Origin of the sequence: Micromonospora sp. NPDC049089, from assembly GCF_040648775.1 — a bacterium.
Classification (GTDB): Bacteria; Actinomycetota; Actinomycetes; order Mycobacteriales; family Micromonosporaceae; genus Micromonospora.
Map to the genome: position 1 here is coordinate 1 of NZ_JBEZEH010000110.1, position 23379 is coordinate 23379.

Annotated in this window: 20 protein-coding genes; 9 read left to right on the forward strand and 11 right to left on the reverse strand. The window is 72.2% G+C overall.

The genetic code is table 11. The features are described from left to right. Positions 1–158: 158 nt before the first annotated feature. Positions 159–353 (reverse strand): CsbD family protein, encoded by a 195-nt coding sequence (locus AB0B48_RS19500; RefSeq protein ID WP_088989634.1) that lies wholly within the window; start codon positions 351–353, stop codon positions 159–161. Positions 354–509: 156 nt separating this feature from the next. On the opposite strand from AB0B48_RS19500, the gene AB0B48_RS19505 reads away from it, so the two are divergent. Beyond that, positions 510–1121 (forward strand): histidine phosphatase family protein, encoded by a 612-nt coding sequence (locus AB0B48_RS19505; RefSeq protein ID WP_357203336.1) that lies wholly within the window; start codon positions 510–512, stop codon positions 1119–1121. Here the strand turns inward: AB0B48_RS19505 and AB0B48_RS19510 are convergent. From AB0B48_RS19510 to AB0B48_RS19520, 3 genes are all read right to left on the reverse strand, one after another. Continuing rightward, a complete protein-coding gene (locus tag AB0B48_RS19510) occupies positions 1051–1557 on the reverse strand; it encodes an Lrp/AsnC family transcriptional regulator (protein WP_354973887.1) in 507 nt (168 codons plus the stop codon). The genes AB0B48_RS19505 and AB0B48_RS19510 overlap by 71 nt on opposite strands. 107 nt (positions 1558–1664) lie before the next feature. Continuing rightward, positions 1665–2807, reverse strand: a complete 1143-nt coding sequence (locus AB0B48_RS19515) for an acyl-CoA dehydrogenase family protein (RefSeq protein ID WP_357203340.1) — start codon at positions 2805–2807, stop codon at positions 1665–1667. Next, complete coding sequence (locus AB0B48_RS19520) at positions 2804–3913, reverse strand: Xaa-Pro peptidase family protein (protein WP_357203343.1); 1110 nt, start codon at positions 3911–3913, stop codon at positions 2804–2806. Before AB0B48_RS19520 ends, AB0B48_RS19515 begins: the two co-directional genes overlap by 4 nt. A 203-nt stretch (positions 3914–4116) precedes the next feature. Here AB0B48_RS19520 and AB0B48_RS19525 point away from each other — a divergent pair, with 203 nt between their 5' ends. Then, positions 4117–5484: a glycosyl hydrolase family 18 protein gene (locus tag AB0B48_RS19525; RefSeq protein WP_357203346.1), complete on the forward strand. Its 1368-nt coding sequence runs from the start codon at positions 4117–4119 to the stop codon at positions 5482–5484. 63 nt (positions 5485–5547) lie between these two features. Here the strand turns inward: AB0B48_RS19525 and AB0B48_RS19530 are convergent, their stop codons facing one another. Further along, positions 5548–6435 carry a winged helix-turn-helix transcriptional regulator gene (locus AB0B48_RS19530; protein ID WP_357203349.1) on the reverse strand — a complete coding sequence of 296 codons (888 nt, stop codon included), beginning with the start codon at positions 6433–6435 and terminating at the stop codon, positions 5548–5550. Between the two features lie 314 nt (positions 6436–6749). Between AB0B48_RS19530 and AB0B48_RS19535 the strand changes: the two genes are divergently transcribed. The 3 genes from AB0B48_RS19535 to AB0B48_RS19545 all read left to right on the forward strand — a co-directional run bounded on the left by AB0B48_RS19535 (position 6750) and on the right by AB0B48_RS19545 (position 9328). Next, positions 6750–6977, forward strand: coding sequence for a hypothetical protein (locus tag AB0B48_RS19535; RefSeq protein WP_355007449.1), 228 nt, complete (start codon positions 6750–6752; stop codon positions 6975–6977). Positions 6978–7035: 58 nt separating this feature from the next. Next, the gene (locus AB0B48_RS19540; protein ID WP_357203352.1) at positions 7036–7992 is read left to right on the forward strand and encodes a 5'-3' exonuclease; all 957 of its coding nucleotides are present in this window, start codon (positions 7036–7038) and stop codon (positions 7990–7992) included. Between the two features lie 127 nt (positions 7993–8119). Then, complete coding sequence (locus AB0B48_RS19545; RefSeq protein WP_357203355.1) at positions 8120–9328, forward strand: low temperature requirement protein A; 1209 nt, start codon at positions 8120–8122, stop codon at positions 9326–9328. A gap of 12 nt (positions 9329–9340) precedes the next feature. On the opposite strand, the gene AB0B48_RS19550 is transcribed toward AB0B48_RS19545, so the two are convergent. Next, positions 9341–10168 carry a hypothetical protein gene (locus AB0B48_RS19550; RefSeq protein WP_357203358.1) on the reverse strand — a complete coding sequence of 276 codons (828 nt, stop codon included), beginning with the start codon at positions 10166–10168 and terminating at the stop codon, positions 9341–9343. Between the two features lie 253 nt (positions 10169–10421). On the opposite strand from AB0B48_RS19550, the gene AB0B48_RS19555 reads away from it, so the two are divergent. The 3 genes from AB0B48_RS19555 to AB0B48_RS19565 all read left to right on the forward strand — a co-directional run bounded on the left by AB0B48_RS19555 (position 10422) and on the right by AB0B48_RS19565 (position 12179). Continuing rightward, entirely contained in the window at positions 10422–10628 is a 207-nt protein-coding gene (locus AB0B48_RS19555; RefSeq protein WP_007460667.1) for a hypothetical protein, read from the forward strand. A gap of 193 nt (positions 10629–10821) precedes the next feature. Next, entirely contained in the window at positions 10822–11058 is a 237-nt protein-coding gene (locus AB0B48_RS19560; protein WP_357203361.1) for a hypothetical protein, read from the forward strand. A gap of 161 nt (positions 11059–11219) precedes the next feature. Further along, positions 11220–12179: a TIGR03557 family F420-dependent LLM class oxidoreductase gene (locus tag AB0B48_RS19565; protein ID WP_357203364.1), complete on the forward strand. Its 960-nt coding sequence runs from the start codon at positions 11220–11222 to the stop codon at positions 12177–12179. Between the two features lie 211 nt (positions 12180–12390). Here AB0B48_RS19565 and AB0B48_RS19570 read toward each other — a convergent pair whose 3' ends face one another. From AB0B48_RS19570 to AB0B48_RS19590, 5 genes are all read right to left on the reverse strand, one after another. Then, positions 12391–13878, reverse strand: a complete 1488-nt coding sequence (locus AB0B48_RS19570) for a hypothetical protein (protein WP_357203367.1) — start codon at positions 13876–13878, stop codon at positions 12391–12393. Positions 13879–14052: 174 nt separating this feature from the next. Continuing rightward, a complete protein-coding gene (locus AB0B48_RS19575; RefSeq protein ID WP_357203369.1) occupies positions 14053–16149 on the reverse strand; it encodes an amino acid transporter in 2097 nt (698 codons plus the stop codon). Positions 16150–16236: 87 nt separating this feature from the next. Beyond that, positions 16237–16638: a hypothetical protein gene (locus tag AB0B48_RS19580; RefSeq protein ID WP_357203372.1), complete on the reverse strand. Its 402-nt coding sequence runs from the start codon at positions 16636–16638 to the stop codon at positions 16237–16239. Positions 16639–17011: 373 nt separating this feature from the next. Next, entirely contained in the window at positions 17012–17782 is a 771-nt protein-coding gene (locus AB0B48_RS19585) for a DUF5995 family protein (protein ID WP_355007439.1), read from the reverse strand. A 143-nt stretch (positions 17783–17925) separates the two neighbouring features. After that, positions 17926–20823: an AAA family ATPase gene (locus AB0B48_RS19590; RefSeq protein WP_357203375.1), complete on the reverse strand. Its 2898-nt coding sequence runs from the start codon at positions 20821–20823 to the stop codon at positions 17926–17928. Positions 20824–21017: 194 nt separating this feature from the next. Here AB0B48_RS19590 and AB0B48_RS19595 point away from each other — a divergent pair, with 194 nt between their 5' ends. Continuing rightward, on the forward strand, positions 21018–23270 hold the full coding sequence (locus AB0B48_RS19595) for an adenylate/guanylate cyclase domain-containing protein (RefSeq protein WP_357203378.1): 2253 nt from the start codon (positions 21018–21020) through the stop codon (positions 23268–23270). The last annotated feature ends 109 nt before the right edge of the window (positions 23271–23379 follow it).

A 23379-nucleotide genomic window follows, 5' to 3' on the forward strand; every position in this document is an offset into this window, starting at 1 on the left:
GGTCGATTTTGGGGTTGGTGTGCGGGGTTTGGGCCGCCTTGGTTGCTTGCTCCCCCACCACACCACATTTATCGACGGAGCAGGGGAGCCAAGACAGGGACCGCAGCGCCACGGGTCCCCGGGCGACGGTGCGCCCGGGGACCCGTGGACCGTTCAGGTCACTTCGTGAAGGAGTCCTTCACGTTGCGGCCAGCGTCCTTAACGTTCTGACCGGCCTGCTTGGCGCGCGCGTCGCTCTGCTGGCTGGCGCCCTCGCCACGCATCCGCTCGTTGTCGGTCATGTCGCCGACGCGCTCCCTCGCGGCGCCGGCCATCTGCTCAACCTTGTTCTTTGCCTTCTCGGTGAAGCTCATCGCGCCTCCTCGGTCTGGCGGTTGTCCTGGCTCGCTTGCCCGGTCTCCGGGTGCCGAAACCGGCGGTGCCGGTCGGCACACCCGCTAAAGCATCCTAGGAAGATAGGTAGTGGGAGGTCAGCTGTCGGCACCGACCCACGATGGTTAACTGACCGGATGGGAGAGCTCCTGCTGATCCGGCACGGCGAGACCACCTGGAGCGCCAGCCTGCGGCACACCTCGTACACCGACCTGGAGCTGACCCCCGACGGCGAGCGACAGGCCCGCACCCTGGCCGCGTTCCTGGCCGGCCGGCGCTTCGTCACAGTGCTGACCAGCCCCCGCTCCCGGGCGCTGCGCACCGCGCAGCTGGCCGGGCTCACCGTCGACGCCGTCGACGAGAACCTCAGCGAGTGGAACTACGGCGAGTACGAGGGCCGCACCACAGTCGACATCCACGACGACGATCCGCACTGGAACATCTGGACCGACGGCTGCCCCGGCGGGGAGTCCCCCGCAGAGGTGGGCGAACGGCTGGACCGGGTGCTGGCCCGCGTCACCCCGCTGCTCGACCGGGGCACCGTGGCGCTGGTCGGGCACGCGCACAGCCTGCGGGTGCTCGGTGCCCGCTGGATCGGCCTGCCCCCGTCCGCCGGTGGGCGGTTACGCCTGGACACCGCCACTGTCAGCGCGCTCGGTCACGAACACGGCCGGCAGGTCATCCTGCGGTGGAACCAGCCGGCTCCTCCGGCACCCGGGACCGCGACCGACTCGGCGCCGCAGCGCTGATCTTCGGCGGCCGGTTCTCGTACGGCGTGGACAACACCACTGTCGTCCGGGTCGTGACGTTCGCCGAGGTGCGGATCTCCTGGAGCACCCGCTCCAGGTCGGTGGGGCTGGCCACCCGCACCAGCAGCAGGTAGAAGTCCTCCCCCGCCACCGAGTAGCAGGAGTCGATCTCCGGCAGGTGGGCCAGCCGCTCCGGGGCGTCGTCCGGCTGCGACGGATCGAACGGCCGGATCGCCACGAACGCGGTGAGCGGCAGGTCCAGCGCCTCGAACGACACCCGGGCCGCGTACCCCTTGATCACCCCGCGCTGCTCCAGCCGACGGACCCGCTGATGCACGGCGGACACCGACAGCCCCACCCGCTCGGCCAGGTCGGTGTACGACAGACGGCCGTCGGCGGTCAGCGCGGCGACGATAGCGCGGTCGATCTCCTCCACGGCGTGCAACCTACCGGGAAAACGGTCGCACGGCGACGAGGTACCCGAGTGGCGGACCGCGGTGGGCCGTGACGCACCCACCGCAGCCCCACCACCACGTACCGTTGTCAGCCCTTGGCCAGTGCCCGGGAGATCACCATCCGCTGGATCTGGTTGGTGCCCTCCACGATCTGCAACACCTTCGCCTCACGCATGTACCGCTCCACCGGGTGGTCGGCCACGTAACCCGCACCGCCGAGCACCTGCACCGCGTCGGTGGTCACCCGCATCGCCATGTCGGTGGCGAACAGCTTCGCCTTGGCCGCCTCGATGGCGTACGGCCGGCCGGCGTCGCGCAGACGGGCCGCCGCCAGGGTCAGCGCGCGGGCAGCGGAGATCTGGGTGGCCGCGTCGGCGAGGAGGAACCCCAGCCCCTGGAAGTCGATGATGGAACGCCCGAACTGCTGCCTCTCCCGGGCGTAGGAGACCGCGTAGTCCAGGGCGGCCTGGGCCAGCCCGACCGCGCACGCCGCGATGCCCAGCCGGCCGGAGTCCAGCGCGGACATCGCGATGGTGAAGCCCATCCCCTCGCCGCCGATCAACCGGTCGGCCGGCACCCGGGCCTCGTCGAAGGCGATCTGCGCGACCGGGGAGGCGCGCAGCCCCATCGTTCGCTCGGCCGCCTGCGGGGTGATGCCGGCCGTGCCCGCGTCGGCGAGCAGACAGGAGATCCCCTTCGGACCGGGCCCGCCGGTGCGGCAGAAGACGTTGTAGAAGTCGGCGGTGTGGGCGTGGGTGATCCACGCCTTGGTGCCGGAGACCAGGTACGCGTCGCCGTCGCGATCCGCCCGGGTGGTCAGCGCCGCCGCGTCCGAGCCACCCTGCGGCTCGGAGAGGCAGTACGCGCCCAGCAACTCGCCGCCGAGCATGTCCGGCAGCAGCTTGCGCTGCTCGTCGCTGCCGAACGCCGCCACCGGGTAGCAGGACAGGGTGTGCACGCTGACCGCCTCGGCGACAGCGAGCCAGCGGCTGGCCAGGATCTCCAGGACCTGCAGGTACACCTCGTACGGCTGCGCCGCGCCGCCGTACTCCTCGGGGTAGGGCAGGCCGAGCAGGCCGGCGCGGCCCAGCGTGCGCAGCACCTCGCGGGGGAACTCGGCGCGTTCCTCGAAGGCCGCGGCCTTCGGCGCGAGCTCGCCGTCGGCGAGCTCGGTGGCGAGACCCAGCAGGTCGTGGGCCTCGTCGGTGGGCAGGATCCGGTCGACAGTCATAGCGCGATGAGCTCCGTGGGGGTGGTGTTGAGCCGTTGCACGCCGTCCGTTGTGCAGACGACGATGTCCTCGATGCGGGCGCCGTGCCGGCCCGCCAGGTAGATGCCTGGTTCGATGGAGAACGCCATGCCGGCGTCGAGGGGTCGGTCGTTGCCGGCCACCAGGTACGGCTCCTCGTGCCCGTCCAGACCGATGCCGTGACCGGTGCGGTGCAGGAACGCGGGACCGTAGCCGGCGGCGACGATCGGCGCGCGGGCCTCGGCGTCGGCCGCCGCGGCGGTGATCCCGGGCCGCACCGCCTCGACGGCGGCGCGTTGGGCGTCGCGCAGCACGGCGTAGTAGTCCAGGAAGTCGGCCGGCGCCGACCCGCCCGCCAGGTAGGTGCGGGTGCAGTCCGAGCGGTAGCCCGACGCCATCGTGCCGCCGATGTCGACCACCACCGGCTCGCCGACGCCGATCGGGCGGTTGGAGGTGCCGTGGTGCGGGCTGGCCCCGTTGGGTCCGGCCGCCACGATGACGAAGTCGACGGTGACGTGTCCGGCGGCCCGGATCGCCGCGGCGATGTCGGTGGCGACCTCGACCTCGGTGCGACCGGGGCGCAGCCACTCGCCCATCCGCAGGTGCACCTCGTCGATCGCCGCGCCGGCCTCGGCGAGCGCCGCGATCTCCGCCGGGGACTTGCGGATCCGCAACTCGCGCAGGACCTCCCCGGCGAGCCGTTGCGCGGCGTCGGGCAGCGCCGCGCGCAGGCCGAGGACCTGCTCGGCCCACATCCGGTCGGCGAGCCCGACCGCCGCGACCGGGCCGTCGAGGGCGGCGACGACCAAGGGGTACGGGTCGGTGCCGTCGACGTGGTCGACGATGCGTACGCCGGTGTTCGGGGCGGCCTCCGCCGCGGGACGTTCCAACCTCGGTACGACCAGCGTCGGCTCACCGTCGGCGGGCAGCACCAGGCAGGTCAGCCGCTCCCCCGCGTGGGCGTCGTACCCGGTCAGATACCGCAGGTCAGAGCCGGGTGTGAGCAGCAGTGCGTCCAGGCCGGCGGCGGCCGTCGCTCGCTGCGCGGCGATCAACCGATCCGGCGGATACAGCTCGTCGATTCCCACTCCGCCAGCTTAACGGTCGTTTGGGCAAACCCCCTATTGGCACCGGATGGCCGGAAATCCATCGGCGTTGATTGACTCGGACAGTTAACACTCTTTAAGATTTGGCTGCCTCGAGGCCCACCCGTCACTGCGTCCCCCGCACCGCCCGCCCGCGACAACCCTGCGCGGGCGGGTGTCGTCCCCCGCCCACGGGAAGGCCCCCGATGTCCTCACCACTGCGCCGCGCCCTCGCCGCCGGCCTGCTCGCGCTGGCTACCGCCGGCGCCGCCCTCACCGTCGTTCCCACCGCCGCGCAGGCAGTGGTGCTGCCGAACAACTTCAAGAGCGTCGGCTACATGCCCTCCTGGGCCGGCAACATCAACACGATCCAGTACAACAAGCTCACCCACATCAACTACGCCTTTGTCCTGCCCAACAGCAACGGCACCCTGCAAGGGGTGGACGGGGCCCGGCTCTCCTCGCTGGTCTCGCAGGGGCACGCCAACAACGTCAAGGTCTCCATCGCCGTCGGCGGCTGGAACGACGGCAACGACTCCGCCTTCGAGGCGCTCGCCGCCAACGCCACCAGCCGCACGAACTTCGTCAACAACCTGATCAACTTCGTCAACCAGTACAACCTCGACGGCGTCGACATGGACTGGGAGTACCCCGACCCGGGCACCTCGGCCAACAACTACACGGCGCTCATGACGCAACTCGGCAGCGCCCTGCACAGCCGCGGCAAGCTGCTCACCGCCGCCGTGGTCAGCGAGGGCGGCAGCGTCCAGGGCGTCCAGACCGCCGTGTTCAACCAGGTCGACTGGCTCAACATCATGGCGTACGACGGCGGCAGCCCGCACGCCAACTACGACTGGTCGATCAACGCCATCAACGGATGGAAGGCCCGCGGCCTGCCGGCCAGCAAGGCCGTCCTCGGCATCCCGTTCTACAGCCGCCCCGTCTACTACAACTACTCGTACCTGGTCGGGCTCGACCCGGCGAACGCCAACCGGGACTGCGCCACCATCAACGGATCGCAGCAGTGCTGGAACGGCATCCCCACGGTCAAGCGCAAGACCCAGTGGGCCCTCGCGAACGCCGGCGGCGTGATGAACTGGGAGCTGTCGCAGGACACCAGCGGCTCGACCTCACTGCTCAGCGCCATGTACGACACCATCATGGGCGGCACCACCCCGCCGCCGACCGGACGCACCGGTCAGATCACCGGGATCGGCGGCAAGTGCGTCGACGTGGCCTCGGCCAGCACCGCCAACGGCGCCGCCATCCAGATCTGGACCTGCAACGGCACCAACGCGCAGACCTGGACCGTGGCCAGCGACAGCACACTGCGCGCCCTCGGCAAGTGCGCCGACATCACCAGCGGATCCACCGCCAACGGCGCGAAGGTCCAGCTCTGGGACTGCAACGGCAGCGGCGCCCAGGTCTGGCAGGCCCAGTCCAACGGGACGCTGCGCAACCCGCAGTCGAACAAGTGCCTCGACGTCACCGACAACACCTCCGCCGACGGCGCCCGGCTGCAGATCTGGGACTGCTTCGCCGGCGCCAACCAGCGCTGGACGCTCCCGGCCTGACGCCGCGCGCACAGGCTCCCCGCACCAGCCCGGCTCGTAGGGCCCCCGGTCGACGCGAAGGCGTCAGCCGGGGGCCCCGGCGTGCTGGCGGACCAGTGTGAGCATCTCCTCCACCGACCCGGCCGGGTCGGTGACCGGGAACTGCACGGCTCGCACCACCGCCTGCGGGTCGACCAGCAGCGTCAGCCGCTTGAACCGGGTCATCCCACCGGCGCGGAAGACGGGCAGCAACAACCCGGCGGCCAGTCGGCCGTCCTGGTCGGACAGCAGCGGAAACGGCAGCCCGGCGTACGCGGAGAAGTCGGCGAGCTGGTCCGGCCGCTGCGTGCTGATCCCGTACACCCGTACCCCGGCGGCCTGGAAGTCCGGGTGCCGCTTCGCGTAGGTGGTCGATTCGAGGGTGCAGCCCCGGGCACCGGGGATCTCCGACCAGGCCGGCGGATAGCCCTGCGTCCCCGGCGCGTACGCCCCGGGGAAGAGGTAGAGGACGCTCCACTCGCCCGTCGCGGCCACCGACACCGGCTGACCGTCGGCACCCGGCAGCACGGCCTCGGGCAATCGCCGCCCGACAAGGTCGCGTGCCCGGCGCGCCTCGGCACTCCCGGAGTCGGCCGTCGCGGTCAACTCTCCGTCACCCATCAGATGCCTCGTTCCCCAGTCCTGCAGGGCGATCAGCACCGGTAGGAGCCCCTCGCCCTTCCCGGTGAGCAGGTAGTCGTACCGCGGTGGGTGCAGCGAGTACGGCCGGCGCTCCAGCACACCGTGCTCGACCAGCGCACCGAGGCGCTCGGTCAGCGCCCGACGGCTGACGCCCAACTCCCGTTGCAGCGCGTCGAAACGGGTCGTCCCGCCGGCGACGTCACGCACGATGAGGAACGTCCACCAGTCCCCCAGTACGCCGAGCGCCTGCGCGATGCCGCAGTCCGCATCGGCAAGATCTTCTCGCCGCACCCGCTACCTCCGTCGCTCCCACTCCGACTATAGTACGTTCCAGATTGGAACGCACTGGCTCGGCGAACGGGGGACGGCGACATGCACGTCGACGAACGGGCCGGGGGGGTTCTGGCGCTGGTGGACCGCCGGCACGACCAGCAAGGTCGGGTCGGCGGTCGGCCGTCGGCGCGGTCGCACTGCCGCTGACCGCGCTCACCGTCCTGGCCGCCTCCGCGTACCAGCCCGCACTGTCGTTTTCCGGGCCGGCGCCTCCCCTGCGCCCTAGCCTGGGACCGGGCGCCCATGCGGGCGACCTGACCGGGAGGACCGACGTGGCAGGGAACCAGACGAACCGGGCGGCGACCCGCCGTCGCCGCCAACTGTGGGCCGGAGTCCTCGCGCTCGTCGGCCTGGTCCTGCTCGTCATCGGCGTCACCGTCGCCGACGGCATCGCGGCCTGGGTCGAGGTGGTGGTCGCGATCCTGCTGCTGGTGACCAGCTACGTCGTGCAGCACCTGGCCCGGCGGGACACCGTCTACCAGCCCGACGAGCGACGCTGACACCACCAGCGGCCGGGCGTACCCCAGATCGTCGGACGGTTGTGCCAGGCTGTCCGGCGTGGCACACCGACCCCCGATCCTGCTGATCGACTCAGCCAGCCTCTACTTCCGGGCCTACTTCGGCATCCCGGAGTCCGCCGCCAGGGCCGAGGACGGCACCCCGGTCAACGCGGTGCGCGGCTTCCTCGACATGCTCGCCACCCTGATCCGGGTGCGGGGCGCCGACCGGATGATCTGCGCACTGGACTACGACTGGCGACCGGCGTGGCGGGTCGACCTGCTGCCGTCGTACAAGGCGCACCGGGTCGCCCCGCAGGGCGGCGAGATCGTTCCGGACACCCTCTCCCCGCAGGTGCCGATGATCCTGGAGGTGCTGACCGCGGTGGGCATCACCGCTGTCGGCGCGACCGGCTACGAGGCGGACGACGTGCTCGGCACCCTCTCGGTGACCCAGCCCGGCCCGATCGAGGTGGTCTCCGGCGACCGCGACCTGTTTCAACTCGTCGACGACGCCCGACCGGTCCGACTGCTCTACGTCGGGCGCGGCGTCGCCAAGCTCGACGACTGCGACGACGCCGCCGTGCGGGCCCGCTACGGCGTGCCCGCCGACCGGTACGCCGACTTCGCCGCACTGCGCGGCGACCCGAGTGACGGGTTGCCCGGGGTGGCCGGCGTCGGCGACAAGACCGCCGCCCGGCTGATCGAGCGGTACGGCAGCATCGCCGGCATCCTGGCCGCGCTCGACGACTCCGACTCGTCCTTCGCACCGGGCCTGCGCGCCAAGCTGGTCGCGGCCCGCGACTACCTGGGCGTCGCGCCGACGGTGGTCCGGGTCGCCCTGGACGTGCCCCTGCCGGAGCTGCCCACCGCGCTGCCGAGCGCGCCGGCCGACCCGGACCGGCTGCTCGAGCTCGCCCAACGATGGAACCTGGCCGGCTCGGCCCGCCGCCTGGTCGACGCCCTCGCCGCGCCGCGCGGCGGCGAAAAGCCGTCGACATCGCCGCAGGCGCGGTAACCGCCCGGCACGACCCGGTTGGGGGACGAGCGGGTGAACGCGGGTTCCCGCGCTCCCCCGCTCGTTACCGTCCGTCAAGGTGGGCCGGACAGGTCCATCGAGTCGAGCGGTTCCGCAGGAGTAACCCGTGCACCTCCCCGCGTCGGAGCCCGGATCGCCACAGGCCAGCGGTCCGCCGGTGCGCGACCCGGAGGGCCCGCGCCGGGTCACCCTCCTCGAACTCTTCTTCGACCTGGTGTACGTGGTCGCCCTGGCGCTCATCTCGCGGGGACTGGCCGAACGACTCGACTGGCACCGGGCCGCCGAGGCACTGATCATGCTGGCCGCCGTCTGGTGGACCTGGGCGATCACCACCCTGGTCACCGACCTGTACGACCCCGAACGCACCGAGATCAAGCTGCTGATCAGCGCCGTCATGTTCGGCGCGCTGCTGATGACCACGGCCATCCCGGAGGCGTTCAACAGTCGAGGGATCGTCTTCGCCGGCACGTACGTGGCGATCCACCTGGGGCGTGGCCTGTTCCTGATGCCGGCGGTACGCCGCGAACCGCAGACCCAGCGTCGGGCGGTCCGCATCTTCGTCTGGTTCGTGGTGTCGGCGATCCCGTGGCTCATCGGCGCATTCGTCAGCGGAGACGCCCGGATCGTGTGCTGGGCCATCGCGCTCGCCATCGACTACCTCGGCTTCCGACTCGCGTACCCGGTGCCCGGTCTCGGGGTGGTGCCCGAGAAGCAACGCAACGTCACCGCGGAGCATCTCTCCGAGCGCTACCAGCAGTTCTTCATCATCGCGCTCGGCGACGCCATCCTGACGATCGGCACCATGTTCAGCATGGAGCACACCGAGGCCGACAACATCGAGGCCTTCGCGGTGGCGTTCCTGACCACGCTGCTGCTCTGGCGGATCTACGTGCACAAGTCCGGCGAGCTGCTGCCGACCGCCATCAAGGCGGCCGAGTCGCCCAGCAAGTTCCTCTTCAGCGCGCCGTACACCCATCTGCTGATGATCGCCGGCGTGGTCGTCACGGCGGCCGGCTTCCACCTGGTGCTGCACGAGCCGACCGGGCGGACCCCGCCGTCCTGGCTGGCGGTGATCCTCGGCGGCCCGGCGCTGTTCCTGGCCGGCCGGGCCTCGTTCGAGTACGAGGTGTTCAGCCGGGTGTCGTGGTCCCGACCCGGTGGGGTGCTGGCGCTGCTGACCATCGCCCCCGCCCTGCTGTACGTGCCGCCGCTCTTCGCGTCCCTCGGCGGGCTGCTGGTGCTGGGCGGGGTGGCCTACGCGGACTTCCGGCGTAGCCACGGCAAGCCTCCGGAGGCCCCGTCACCGCCGCACTGAGCCGCCTGCCAGCTACACCAGCGCCCCGGCGTACCCCCGGACCTGCAGTCGTTCCCGGGCACCTCCGGCCAGACGCACCTGGAGGCCGAGCGGCGCGGCGGCGCGGCGGACGTCGTCCACGTGCAGCGATCCGTGCCGGTCCACGGTGAGCACCGGCGGCTCTTCGAGGTCACCCTCCGGCGCGTGGAACGAGAGCAGGGTGACCGAGGTGGTGAGGTAGCCCGGGTACGCGGCGCGGGCGGCTGCCTCGTCCCGGTGGACCAGCACCACCAGATCGTCGAGGTGGGCGAAGTCGGCGGCGAGGTGGCCCGCCTTCCAGTGCGCCGGTTCCTCCGCCTCGCCGGTGAGATGCCGGGAGCGGTTCGCCGAGGTGATGTAGAGGTGATCCGTCGCGGTCTCGGCGAGCGCCCGCTCAAAGAAGGCGTTGGAGGGGCAGGTCAGCCCAGGTGCGATCACCTGGGTGGTCCGCATCCCCTGGTCGATCTGCGTGAGGTGGTCGGGAAGCCGGTCGGCGGCCGGCCCACGGAAGCCGAACGGCCCGGCCCCGTACAGGGCGTCCATCAGCGCCCGCACCCGACCGACCGGCAACCGCGGCGATATCCGCGTCCAGTCGAACATCCCGGGGATCCGGCCGATCGCCGTGGTGATGCTGCCGACCTGGTGGGCCGGTCGACCCTTGGCCAGGTTGACCAGGCGTACGGTGGCCGCGTCGGGGCGCGTCACGATGGCGTAGAAGTTGGCGAACGCCGCCGCGACGATCGCGCCGCCAGCAAGCGCGCGGGCCGCGACCGCGACGTCCTCGGGGCGGTCGATGTAGAGGGGCGGTGTCGGGGCGTCCATGAGTCCTCCTCGGCGGGGCCGTGAGGCAGTTCTACGTCCACTCACCCGGATGACGGCGAGGTCGGTCGGCGATCCGATAGCCGACAGGTGCCACCCGGTGCGGGCGGCGGATGCCCGGGCGGTACACAACGGCGGACGGCATCGGCCGGATGGGGGATCCGGCGGGGGGTCCTAGCACGCAACCGTTAGCCGCGCGACCTGATTGGGTACAACGGCTGCACCTCAGATCCACCACATACCTCAGGAGGCAGCGATGCGCGGCACCTCGATTCTCGGAGTCATCGTCGTGATCTGGTTGGTGATCGGCGCCATCGCCGGTGGCCAGCGCGGTTACTACAGCGGCGACGACACCAACTGCGCCGAGGCCGGCACCATCCTGGTCACCATCGTGGCCGGGCCGTTGAACTACATCGGCGCCAACCCGAAGGTCGACTGCAAGCTGCCCGAGCCTTCCAAGTAGGCAACAGACGTAGACCGGCCCGTGCCCCCGCAGTGGGGGCGCGGGCCGGTGCAGTTTTCGGCGAGATCGCGCAACACCACTAGCCCGCCTCAATCTCCCGTAGCCGGGACCGCGCACGCATTCGCCCTGATCCGTCGGGAGGACATCGACCCGACGGCGTTCGCCCCCCCTGCTCGCCGACTGGCTCGTCGCGATGATCCCGACGGTTCGGCAGACCGCCTACCAACTGCGCAGCGGGAACTACACCGACGGTGTCGTCTCCCCTCTCGCCATGCAGGTGGCGGGCACGCCGACCTTTCTGCGCACCGCCGAGCAGCAGGGCGTCAGCCCTGAACTGCTCCGCCCCTACTTCGACCTGATGCGTCGCCGCCTGTCGGAGGGAGGTGGTGAGGAGGACCTGACGGGCGTCATCGATCTGCTGGTGCGCTGATGGCGTGCGGTGGCTGGAGGCGGTGCTCGGTGCTCGCGGTCGCCCACCGCACACCGCCTAAGGCATCCTAGGAGGCTGGTTTGCGGCCCTGCGGCGTTTGTCCACGCCGGGGCCGGGAACGGCCGGTGCCTCAGTCAGCGAACGGGATCGGGAGTGTGGGCATGCAGATCGGCTACAAGCTGGCGACAGAGGGGTACGGCCCGCAGGAAATCATCCGCCAGGCCGTCCTTGCCGAACGGGCCGGCTTCGACTTCGTCGAGATGAGCGACCACTTCCACCCGTGGCTGGACGCGCAGGGGCACTCGTCGTTCACCTGGAGCGTGCTCGGCGCCATCGCGGCCAGGACCAGCACCCTGCGCCTGGCCACCGGGGTCACCTGCCCGACCGTTCGGTACCACCCGGCGATCATCGCGCAGGCCGCAGCGACCATGGCGCTGATCTCCGACGGCCGGTTCACCCTCGGAGTGGGCGCCGGCGAGCGGCTCAACGAGCACGTGGTCGGGCAGGGCTTCCCCAGCGTTCGAGGGCGACACGAGCGACTACGCGAGGCGCTGGAGATCATCCGGCTGCTCTGGCAGGGCGGCTACCAGTCGTACGAGGGCCGGCACCTGCAACTGGAGGACGCCCGCATCTTCGATCTGCCGGACACCCTGCCCGTGATCGCGGTGGCGGCGAGCGGTGAGGTGTCGGCGCGGCTCGCCGCCGAGTTGGGCGACGGCCTGTTCGCCACCGAGCCGGACGCGTCGATCGTCGAACACTACCGACGCGCCAAGGGTTCGGGCCCGCGCTACGCCGAGGTGCCACTGGCCTGGGCCACCGACGAGCAACAGGCGGTGCAGGCGGTGTTGCAGACGAGCCGATGGATGGTCACCGGTTGGAAGGTGATGAGCGAACTGCCGAACCCGGTCAACTTCGACGCGGCCAGCGCGTACGTCGAGGAGAAGCACATCCGGCAGCTCTTCGCCATCGGCCCGGACCCCGAGCCCCACGTCGCCAAGGTCCGGTCGTACGTCGAGGCCGGCTTCGACCACATCGTCCTACAGAACGCCGGCCCGGACCCGGACGGCTTCCTCGACTTCTTCGCCGGCGACCTCTCCGGCCGCCTGCGCGCGATGGGTTGACGCGCCGTGACCCTGCGCGCGAGGGGCTAACCCCGTGACGACGCCGAACCCTCCGTCTCGACACCTGATCGCGGCGGCGTCGGTGGCCACCGGGTTCCGCGGTCGGTGAGGCCGAGGCGTCACGTGACGGAGCACCGCCCGTCCGGACGATCCGTCCGGACGGGCGGTGCACTCGGGATGAACGCGCTCGGGATGGTGCGCGGGTCGACGCTCAGCGGAAGCAGTGTGCGATCGGCACCTGGCTGCCCTCGCAGTTGGTCGGTTCGTTCTCGACCACCACGCTCTCATCGTCGATCTTGACCTGGGCGTGCATGCCGAAGATGCCGCCGGGCTTCACCGTCGACGCGTTGTGGGTGACCTTGCTGGTGTAGATCGCCACCGAGCCCGCGTTGGCGTAGATGCCTCCGCCCTGGGACGCGGCGCCGACCGCCTCGTTACGGGTCACGTCACTGCCGCGGACCAGCAGGTTCGCCTTCTCGGCGTAGATGCCGGCTCCGAAGCCGTGGGTGGTGTTGCCGTCGATCACGCTGTCGTCGATCGGCGTCAGGCCCTTCACCGTCGAGACACCGCCCCCGTTGACTGTGGACGTGTTGCCGCGGATGGTCATCGTGCGCATCACCAGCACCGCGTCGGAGTTGGCGGCACCGCCGCCGACCTGCGCGGTGTTGTTCAGCAGCTCGGTGTCGGAGACCTTCGTCCGGGCCGAGAAGCTGGCCAGCCCGCCACCCTGGACGGCGCTGTTCTGGGTGAAGGAGACGCTCTCCACGTCGGCGGCACCACGGTAGTTGCCCAGCCCGCCGCCGTAGGCGTTGGCGCTGTTGCGGTGGAACTCCGAGCGCTTCAGCGTCAGTACGCCGCCGTTGAGCAGGCCCCCGCCCTTGCCCGCGGCGCCGGAGGCGCTGTTGCCGACGAACGTGGAGTCGGTGACCACCATGTTGCCGTCGTTGAAGATGCCACCGCCGCCCCCCTCGGGCGACAGCGAGGTGCTCTGCGTGACGGTGACCCGTTCCACCACCGCGGTGGCGCCGTGCACCACGTGCACGCTGCCGCCCTCGATGGCCGATCGGCCGTTGTGCAGTTCCACGTCGCGCAGGGTCAGCTCGCCGCCATCGCGGACGGTGAAGAAGCGGAACGCGGCGGCCTGGGCGGCCCGGGAGATGGTCGCGCCCGCGCCGTCGATCGTGATCGCCTGGTAGATCACCGGCAGGCCGGCGGTGTCGTCGGCCGGGTTGTGCGGCGGCGCGTCGGCGTCACCGGGGGTTTCCGCGGCGTCGGCGGCCTCCCGGGCGTCCCGGATCCCGCCGTCGTACTGGTCGGTCTCGTGGAACGCCTCGGTGAGGGTGTAGCGGCACTTGGGCGCGAGGCGGAGTTCGCCGCCGCCCTCGGCGTTGGCCGTGACCAGCGCCGCAACCAGCTTCGCGGCGTCGCACGGCACCGACACCACTCCTCGCTTGCCGGTGCCGGGGGTGGTGGGACGGGCCCGCTCGGCGTCCGGGTCGGGCCGGTCGCCGGTGCGGCGGTCGTCGTCGGCTGCCGGGGTCAGCCGAGCCAGACCGGGGAGGGCGAGGGCGCGGTCGGCGGCGGCGGCCGCTCCGGCCGCTCCCACGACCAAGCTCCCCGCCAGCAAGCCGCTGGCTAAGAACCATCGGGACCGCCGTCTGGGTTGAGTCGCGCGGTCTCCCTCTCGGTACGTGGACATCAACGGTGCCTACCTTCCTGCGTACGTGACGTGACCGCGCGCCGATTCGGGCGCGGGGGGCTCGACGGGTTCGCCGGCTACCAAACGTCACGATAGGTCCGCAATACGGACAGGAAGGCGTGAACGTGAATAGTGCCCTCTTTCATCTTCAAAGCTGTCAGAGCGGCATCAGTGTCACCCGCCGACGTGGATGCCGGGTCGACGCAGCGGGTCCCGTTCGGTCCGGCGGATGATCTCTCGCACCACCGGCGGGGTGTCCCCCCGGCCCAGGATGAGGTAGCGCGCCAGGTGCGCGATCGGGCTGCCCTCCGACCACTCGAAGTGCGCGTGCGGCCGGACCCCGGTGGCGTCCCGCAGGGCCAGCAGGATCGCGGCGATCGCGTTCGGCGCGGCCGGGCTGTCGGCCCGCAGCACCCGGAAGCCGCCCACCTCGATGCCGTGCACGCGCAACACCTGACTGAACTCCGACGGATCGACCACATCGATCTCCAGGAACAACACGTCCGCGGCCCCGGGCACCGGATTCATCCCGCGCTGCGCCCGCTCCTTGAGCGTGTACTCCTTCACCGACCCCTTCTGCCGCTTGTTGGCGATCAGGTGCAGCTGCCCGTCGTGCGCCAGCGACTCGCTGATGAACCGACGGGCTGCCTCGTCGAACTCGATTCGCTCGGCGCGCAGCTCGGTGGTCCGGGTGACCCGGGAGACCAACGAGACCACGATGATGCCGAGGATGAACAGCGCGGAGATCGTGATGCCGTCCGGCTGTTCGATGACGTTCTCCAGCAGCGCGTACAGCAGCACCAGGGTCAGCACCGTGAAGCCGATCGCGGAACCCCGCCGGTGGTGACGGGCCGCGGAGATGGTCACCGCCACCGCCCCGGAGACCATCATCGCCAGGATCCCGGTGGCGTACGCCCCGGCCTGGGCGTTGACGTCGGCGCGGAAGGCGATCGTGATGGCGACGCTGACGACGGTGTAGACGATCACCACGGGGCGTACCGCCCGCGCCCACTCCGGGGCCATGCCATAGGACGGCAGGTAGCGGGGCACGATGTTGATCAGCCCGGCCATCGCCGAGGCGCCGGCGAACCAGAGGATGAGCACGCTGCTCACGTCGTAGACGGTGCCGAACACCTCCCCCAGGTAGGCGTGCGCCAGGAACGCCAGCGCCCGCCCGTTCGCGCCGCCGCCCGGCCGGAACTCCTCCTGCGGAATGAGCGCCGTGGTCACGAAGGTCGTCGAGATCAGGTACACCGACATGATCAACGCGGCGGTGGTGAGCAGCCGGCGCGTGTTGCGGATCCGCGCGGCGAGCCGGGCCTGCTTGTCCGGGCCGTCGGCCGCCACCAGGGGCATCATGCTGACCCCGGTCTCGAAACCGGACAACCCCAGCACCAGCAGCGGGAATGCCAACACGGCGGTGAGCAGCACCTGGCCCGGTCCGCCACCGGTCGCTGTGACCGCGGCCGTCCAGTTCGACACGATGCCCGGGTCCTCGACGATCCGACCCACCGCGACCACGACGATCACCGCGTTGAGCACCAGGAAGACCGCGACCAGCGGGATGGCCACCACCACCGCCTCGCGGAACCCGAGCAGGAACACCCCGCCGAGGATGAGCAGCAGCGCCACCGTCACCACGACCGGCACCACGGAACCGTGCAGGACGTCCGGCAGGTACGGGTTCTCCAGCAGGTGCACGGTGGCGTCGGCCGAGGAGAGGGTGATCGTGATGATCCAGGAGGTGGCCACGAAGCCGAGCAGCACGAGGACGAAGATCTTGCCCCGCCAGAACGGCAACAACCGCTCCAACATCGCCACCGAACCCTGACCGTGCGGGCTCTCGTGGGCCACCCGCCGGTACATCGGCAGCATGCCGGACAGGGTGAGCACGACGATCAACAAGGTCGCCAGCGGGGAGAGCGCCCCGGCCGCCACCGCCGCGATGCCCGGCAGGTACGACAGCGTGGAGAAGTAGTCCACGCCGGTCAGGCACATCACCTGCCACCAGGCGTGCCGACGGTTCTGCCCCTCGGTCGCCTCGGGGCCGGGCGGCTGCACCTGGTGCTGGAAGAGCCACCGGCGCAGCGGGCTGGCCGGCGGCGCCGAGCGGGCCGGTGTGGCCACGCGTTCGGGCACCACGACGCCCTGCCGGCCACCCCGATGTGGGCGGGCCGGATCGCGGGCTGCCCGCAGCGCCGGGTCCGGCCCGCTCGGCGCGTGTCGGCGCCCGCTCCAGCGCCGTGGTTTTGCCCGGTGCTCGTCACCCATCGCCAGTCCCACCCTCACAGGTCCTGATCTGACGGTAGGCGGTGCCCCGGCGTCCGATCGGCGGAACCGGGTACCTGTTCGGCCTGCTCAGGACAGGTCCGCGACGGCGAGCAGCCGGGCCAGCGCGGGTGGGTCGGCGACGGTGACAGTGGCCGCCGGGTGCCGGGGCCGTCCCCCGGGCACCAGCGCCGCCACCGGCACGCCGAAGCGCAGGCAGATCCCGCCGGCCACGCTGCTGCCGAAGGTCGCGCCGCCGTCGGCCAGCGACAGGTGCGGGCCGATCGCCCGCCACCAGCGGTACGGTCCGCTCAGCTCGACGGCGGTGACGTTGCCCCGGTCGGTCCGCAGCCGCCACGGCCCGTACCGGATCATCAGGTCCCGATCGGTGACGGCGACCCAGGCCGTCGCCGGGCGGACCCCGAGCAGCGCCAGCACCGGGCGGAACACCGGATCGAAGCGGAACGGAAACCGGGCCACGACGCCGGTCATCGGGCGCCGGGCCGAGCGGTGGGTTTCGACACCGGGCCACCCGGCCGCAGCGGGCCGGGACGCGCGGGCCGGGGGCGGGCGGCGGGCCGACGCCGGGCCAGGACGGTCATGGCGCGGGCGTACCCGATCCGAGCCCGCCGACACCCCCGGATCCGCAGGCCGTGGACGCGACTCCCGCCCGGCGTTCCCCCACCGCCGGCCGACCCCCCGGGCCGGCCGACGGCGGCAGACGGTCGACACCCCCCGGGGCCGACCGGCTGTCCCCTGAGTGACCGACCCGACCTCGGGCGGCCACACGGGGTGGAACTGGTGGGACGCGCCTCCGCGCTCCGCCGCCCCCCACGGGGCGGAGCGCGGAGGCCCCCCGTCCCGGCTACTGCAGGAACGCCCCGAGGGGCGACAGCAGCAACCGGCCGAGCGCCGCGGCGTTGTCGTCCAGCCGTGTGCGCTCACACTCTCGGGCGTCCGGATCGTGCCGGCACCGCCAGATCTTCTGCGCGTTACGCCAGGCGACATCGCGGGTGTACTCGACCAGTTCCCCCTGGTACCAGTCGTCGATGTCGCCGTTGAGCATGTCGATGAGCAGCTGCCACCGCTCCAGGTAGCCCCGGCGCAGGCCGGGGATCTTGTCCGCGAAGATTTTGTTGATCTCGAGGTAGTCGTGGTGCTGGTCGCTGCCGTCGACCGGCTCCGACTCCAGGTGATCGAACGTGGTCACCAGGGCGAACGGCAGGTCGAAGTTGATGTGCGCGTTCACCCCGGCCGCCGCCGACGGCAGCGGCCGGGCATCCGGCCCCCGCATCCGCTCGAAGAGGCACGACCACGCCTTCGGGGTGCCGGGGCTGGAGTCGGTCCACAGCCGCATCGCGTCGAAGTACCGGGCGGCGAACTCGACGTCGAGCCGGGAGAGGAAGACCGGGTCGACGAAGCGGTCGTCGTACAGCCCGTCCAGCACGCTGCTGGTGATTGTCAGATAGAGCCTGTTGAAGTCGGCCAGCGGACAACTGGCTTCCAACGGTGGCAACCGGACCAGCATGTCCTGAAGCTTGGTCAGATGATCGACCACGGCCGGCACGTCCGCGGGATGATCGGCGAGCAGGTCGACGATGTCCCGGTGCACGGGCCCCCAGACCGGTTCGATCATTTCTCCTCCATTGTGGTCGGCGGCATCCCCCGTGCCGTCGTCGACGCGGCCCAGCCTCTCAGCCGACACCCGGCCACCGGATCAGTAGAACGACGTATCCCGGCGCGCACACGCGCCGGGATACGTACGCACTGTGGAGTCGGTCAGCCCCGTTGGTTGCGCAACTGGATCGCGCTGGCCTGCACCCGGGTACGGACCTGGAGCTTGTCGAAGATGTGCGACACGTGCACCCCGATGGTCCGCTCGCTGATGAACAGCCGCTGCCCGATCTCCCTGTTGGTCAATCCCTCGGCGACCAGGGCGAGCACTTCCCGCTCCCGGGCGGTGAGCGCCGCCAACTCGTCGTCGGACGCCTCGACCGGGACGCCGCGCGCACCGCTGATGCTGTCGCGCTCGTCCAGCGACACCCGGGCCCGCCCGGCCAGCTCGCGGATCTCCGAGGTCAGCGGCACCGCGCCCAACCCCTGCGCCACCCGGTACGCCTCCCGCAGGAGCTTGCCGGCGGTGGCCACCCGGCTGCGCCGAGCCAGCAGCGCCTCGGCCTGCCGCAGGCGCGAGTACGCCGCCGGATAGGGATGATTGCGCCGATCCCACTCGGCCGCCGACGCGGCCCACAGCTCCGGATCGCTGCCGTCGAGGCGGCTGACCTCGGCGGCGCACAGCGCCAGGAAGCCCTGCACCACCGAACGCACCGGCCGGGCGGCACCGGCGCTCTTGCGGGCCACCCTCTCGGCCACGTCGCGCAGCCGGCGGACCGCCGTCGGGTCCACCTCCACGGTGCGGCTGGCGTGCGCCTCAGCCTCGGCGCGCAGGCCGTGCCAGACCAGCGCGGAGAGGATCATCACGTCGTCGGAACGGCTCTCGGTCAGGCCGCGCTGCACCGCCTGCCGCGCCACGTCGTGCCGGCCCTCCCACATGGCCAGCCCGGAGCGCAGGGTGAGCAGCGGAATGACGTGTCGCGCCCCGCCGCCGGCGAGCAGGGTCGCCACCGCGTCGAGGTCCCGGCCGGCGGCCTCGATGTCGCCGTAGCCCACCGACAGCCGGCACCGGGCCAACAGCAGCTCGACGGCGTCCGCACCGGACGGTCGGTGCCGCAGGGCCGCAGCCACCACCTTCTCCGCCTCGGCCCACTGGCCCACCCGGAACAGCCCGTTGATGGCGATGGCCAGCAGCCGGGTGCCCCAGGTGCGGCCCAGGCCCAGCTCGGTCACCCGTTCGGCGCCCCGCCGGGCCACCACCACGCCTTCTTCGAGGACGTTCAGCGGCCCGGTCAGCAACTCCGCCAGGTGCAGGTACGCGCAGGCCACGTCCTCGGGCTGACCGGCACGCTCGGCGGTGTCGAGGGCGTCACGCATGACCGCCAGACCCGCGTCCGGGTCTTCCAGGCAGGCGTCGCTGAAGCCCAACGCCGAACTGGCCAGCACCACCTCGGTGGCCGAGCCCGCCACGTTCTCGGCCAACGCCAGCGCCTCGCGGGCCCGCTCACCGGCGTCGGCGTAGCGACCCAGGTGCAGCAGCAGCTCGGCCAGGCGGGCGGCGGCGCTGGCCCGGTCCCGAGGGGAGCAGTCCGCCGCCTTCAGCGCCCGCTGGTACTCCTCCTCGGCCAGCGCGGAGCGACCGGCGGCGGCCAGGTAGCGGGCGCGGCGGATGTGCAGCGCGCAGCTCGGCTCGCCACCCCGCAGCGCGGCCAGCTCCTCCAGCAGGGCCAACGCGCGGGCGTGCTCCCCACAGTGGTGGGCCGCCTCGGCGGCGTTCTCGAGCAACTCGACCCGGTCCACCGTCAGCGGGCCCGGCTCGGCGGCCAACTGCAACGCCGCCGACCAGTGCCGGTGCGCCTCGGCGTAACCGTGCAGCCGCTCGGCCTCCTGAGCGGCTGCCACCGCCGCCGGCAGGGCGCGCGCCGGCTCGCCGGCCAGCCGCCAGTGGTGCGCCAGCCGGGCCTGGTGCAACTCACCCGGCGCGGTGGTCAGCGCCTCGGCGTAGCGGCGGTGCAGCCCGGAGCGTTCGGCCGGCAGCAGCTCGTGCGCCAGCACCTCGGCCACGAGGCGGTGCCGCAGCCGGTAGCCCTCGTCGGCGCCGACCAGCAGCCGGTGCGCCACCGCGGCCCGGGCCGCGGCGATCAGCTCGTCCTCCGGCATCCGCAGCACCTCGGCCAGCAGCCAGTGCTGCACCGGTTCGACCCCGGCGGCCACCGCGTGCACCACGGCGTGCGCGTGCTGGGGCAGCGCGTCGACCCGGTCGAGGAAGATCTCCCGCAGCGTCTCGGACAGCCCGTCGCGGCCGTCGCGCAGATCCCGGGCCAGTTCCTCGATGACGAACGGGTTGCCGCCGCTGCGCTGCCACACCTGCTCGGCCGCGTCGGCGCTCAGCGTCCGGCCGACCACCGCGGCGGCGAGCGTCTCGGTGTCGGCCCGGCCCAGCGGTGCCAGGTCGAGCACCCGCACCGTGCGGAGCCGACGCAGCTCGGTGAGCACCCGGCGCAGCGGGTGAGCGCCCTGCAACGACTCGGCGCGCACCGCCGCCAGCACCGACAACTGAAGATCACCCAGGCCGGCGAGCAGGTAGAGCAGGAGCTGCCGGGTGCTGCGGTCGACCCACTGGAGGTCGTCGAGGATCAGCACCAGCGGGCGACCCTCGGCGATCAGGTGCAGGCCACGGGAGACCCGCTCCAGCAACGCGCCGGCGCCGTCCGGGCTGGCGGTCTCGTCGGCGAACATCTGCAACAGCCCCCGCACCGCCGAGGAGGTACGGGCGGGTGAGGTGGACACCTCGGCGTCGAACCGGCGCAGCGCCTGCAACAGCGGGTGCAATGGAGAGGCGTCGCCGATGTCCAGGCAGCTGCCGGTGAGCACCACGGCGCCCCGCTCCCGCAGGCGGTCACCGATCTCGCCCAACAGCCGGGTCTTTCCCACACCGCTCTCGCCGGTCAGGAAGACCGCTGCGGTCTGCCCGTGCGCGGCCTCACCGAGCAACGCGGACCGAACCGTCTGCACCAGCTCGGCCCGGCCCACGAGCGGTGCGGTGTCCACATCGCTGGCCATGCCACGCAGCCTAATCACAGGGCCCCACACCGTTCTACGGCCGCCCACCGGTTCTGGTACTCCTCGCGTCGACTTTGCGACTAAAGGTTGCAGGTGGCCGACATACGTCGTTCGGCAGATCCCCCGTCGGCCCAGTAATGCCAATCTCCGGAGGTGATCAGGCAACAGCGGGGAGAGAGGCCGGTGCGACACCCATGACCACCAGCATCATCGTCGACACGCAGCGGACCGTCACCCCGCTCTGGCCGGTACCCCAGGAGAGGCGCGTCGTCACCGTCCTCTTCGCGGACATCGTCGGATCCACGGCCCTGGTGGACCGGCTCGACCCCGAGGACGTCCGAGCGTTGCAGCGGGCCTACTTCGACACCGTCGCCGGTGTGCTGCACCGCTGGCACGGGGTGGTGGAGAAGTACATCGGCGACGCCGTGATGGCGCTCTTCGGCGCCCGGCACTCCGACGGCTTCGACGCGTACCGGGCGGTGCGCGCCGGGCTCGAGATCCAGGCCGCGCTGGACCGACGGCCCATGGTCGACGGCATCAGGCTGCGCGTCCGGGTCGGCGTCGCCACCGGCGAGGTGGTGGTCGACCTGGGCGACGCCGTCACCGGCGGGCACGGTCTGGCCAGCGGGGCGGTGATCACCACAGCGGCCCGCCTGCAGGAGTACGCCGCGCCCGGCGCCGTCGCACTCTGCGCGGCCACCGCCCGCGCCACCGCCGGCCTGATCACCCAGCGTCAGCTGACGCCGACGCCCGTCGCCGGCCGGGTGTCGCCGGTGCCGGTCTGGCACGCCATCGGTCCGGTTCGCCCCGGCGCCGACCGGCACGACGGCCCGTTGATCGGTCGACGCCGCGAGCTGGCCACCATCCGCGACCAGTTGGGCTCGGCCATCCGTAACCGGACACCACGCTGGATCTCACTGGTCGGCCCCACCGGCAGTGGCCGCAGCCGTCTGCTGCACGAGCTGACCCGTGGGCTGACCACGGTGGACGGACTGCCGGTCCGCTGGTGCGTGGCGACCTGCCAGCCGTACCCCGACCAGGTGTTGGCGCCGGTCGCGCACCTGCTCCGCGGCCTCGCCGGGATTCGGCACAGCGACGGCCCGGCGGCGGTCCACGACCGGCTCGTCGCCGCCCTGACTCCGCTCTTTCCGCCGACCCGGGTGGCCACCGCGGTTCCGGCGCTCCAGCGGATGCTGACCACCCCGGACGGCTCGGCCACCGCCCTCACCGGCGCGGCGATCTGCCGCGAGGTCCTGCTGCGGCTGGCCGCCCACCAGCCGCTGATCGTGGCCGTCGACGACCTGGACCGGGCCGCGCCCGCGGTGAGCCGCTTCCTGCACGCGTTGTACGACGCGGCGACGGAGCGTGAGCTGCCGCTGGCCCTGCTCACAGTGCACCAGCCGCAGTGGACCGACACCCGGCCCGGCCCGGCCCGCCAGATGACGATCGGACCCCTGGCCACGGTGCAGTCCGGACGGCTGCTGCGCCACCTGCTCACCCGGGCCGGACAGCCGGTGGCCCTGGTCGACCGGCTGCTGCCGCTGGTGGGCGGCCGCCCCGGGCACGCGGCGGCGTACGTCACGTCGCTGGTGGACGGTGCCGACCCGGCGGCGCTCCCGCTGCCCGAGGCCGTACGCCGGGCCGTCGGCGCGGAGCTGGACCACCTCGACGGTGAGCGGCGGGCGGTGCTGATGGCCGCCGGCACCCTCGGTGGTCTGATCTCCGGGGCGGCCGTGGACCGGGCACTCGGCTGGACACCCGGCCGGTCCGCGCCCGCGCTCCGCGAGCTGGTCACCGCAGGGCTGCTGCTCCCCCACCACGTCGACGGGTACGCGTTCGCCGCTCCCGCGCTGCGCCAGGTAGCCGTCGAACGGTTGCCCCGCGCCCTGCGGGCCGTCTTCCAACGCCGGACCGCCGCCGTGCCGCACCTCGACACGGTGCACCGGGACGCCGGCCCGCCCGACTCGCTCGCTGGTGCGCCCAACGGCTCGCCGGCGAGGAGCGCGCAGATCGTGCGCCTCGACACCGTTGGCGCTCGGACCGGCCGCCTCGACGACGTCTTCGCGTCGCTGGCTTCGGCAGGGGCGGGCGGTGCCACCGGCCCGACCCCGCTGAGGCGAGGCAGCCCCACCCCGACGATGGCCACCCGACCCGCCGCGTCGGGTCCCGCCACCAACCGTACGGCGGGCTCACGCCAGCTCCGAGCCGTCGCCTCGGCGGGCGACGTACCGCCGACGCCGGCCGCTGCGGCGTCCCGACCTCGGCGTCGCGCGAGCGGTGACCGATTCCGGGACGTCGGACGGCCCGCAACCCCGATCCGCCCCACGCCAGCGAGTTCGGCCACACAGTGGACATTCGCGGACGCCGGCACTCCGCCGGGCGTAGCACGGGCAGCACCCCGCCCACAGTTGATCCGCCCCCTGGACGACCTACCCGCCTCCGCCTAACCACCCCCACCCTCAGCCCCTACCCTGCCCCGCCCCGCCCCGCCCCGCCCGCGCCGCGCCCGCCCCGCCCGCGCCGCGCCCGCGCCGCGCCCGCGCCGCGCCCGCGCCG

What these genes read in the sequence shown, in the direction of transcription:
- AB0B48_RS19585 (WP_355007439.1), bottom strand. Translation starts at nt 17,782, where the DNA reads ATGATCGAACCGGTCTGGGGGCCCGTGCACCGGGACATCGTCGACCTG.
- AB0B48_RS19555 (WP_007460667.1), top strand. Translation starts at nt 10,422, where the DNA reads ATGCGCGGCACCTCGATTCTCGGAGTCATCGTCGTGATCTGGTTGGTG.
- AB0B48_RS19500 (WP_088989634.1), bottom strand. Translation starts at nt 353, where the DNA reads ATGAGCTTCACCGAGAAGGCAAAGAACAAGGTTGAGCAGATGGCCGGC.
- AB0B48_RS19565 (WP_357203364.1), top strand. Translation starts at nt 11,220, where the DNA reads ATGCAGATCGGCTACAAGCTGGCGACAGAGGGGTACGGCCCGCAGGAA.
- AB0B48_RS19590 (WP_357203375.1), bottom strand. Translation starts at nt 20,823, where the DNA reads ATGGCCAGCGATGTGGACACCGCACCGCTCGTGGGCCGGGCCGAGCTG.
- AB0B48_RS19595 (WP_357203378.1), top strand. Translation starts at nt 21,018, where the DNA reads ATGACCACCAGCATCATCGTCGACACGCAGCGGACCGTCACCCCGCTC.
- AB0B48_RS19505 (WP_357203336.1), top strand. Translation starts at nt 510, where the DNA reads ATGGGAGAGCTCCTGCTGATCCGGCACGGCGAGACCACCTGGAGCGCC.
- AB0B48_RS19550 (WP_357203358.1), bottom strand. Translation starts at nt 10,168, where the DNA reads ATGGACGCCCCGACACCGCCCCTCTACATCGACCGCCCCGAGGACGTC.
- AB0B48_RS19575 (WP_357203369.1), bottom strand. Translation starts at nt 16,149, where the DNA reads ATGGGTGACGAGCACCGGGCAAAACCACGGCGCTGGAGCGGGCGCCGA.
- AB0B48_RS19570 (WP_357203367.1), bottom strand. Translation starts at nt 13,878, where the DNA reads ATGTCCACGTACCGAGAGGGAGACCGCGCGACTCAACCCAGACGGCGG.
- AB0B48_RS19515 (WP_357203340.1), bottom strand. Translation starts at nt 2,807, where the DNA reads ATGACTGTCGACCGGATCCTGCCCACCGACGAGGCCCACGACCTGCTG.
- AB0B48_RS19560 (WP_357203361.1), top strand. Translation starts at nt 10,822, where the DNA reads ATGATCCCGACGGTTCGGCAGACCGCCTACCAACTGCGCAGCGGGAAC.
- AB0B48_RS19525 (WP_357203346.1), top strand. Translation starts at nt 4,117, where the DNA reads ATGTCCTCACCACTGCGCCGCGCCCTCGCCGCCGGCCTGCTCGCGCTG.
- AB0B48_RS19580 (WP_357203372.1), bottom strand. Translation starts at nt 16,638, where the DNA reads ATGACCGGCGTCGTGGCCCGGTTTCCGTTCCGCTTCGATCCGGTGTTC.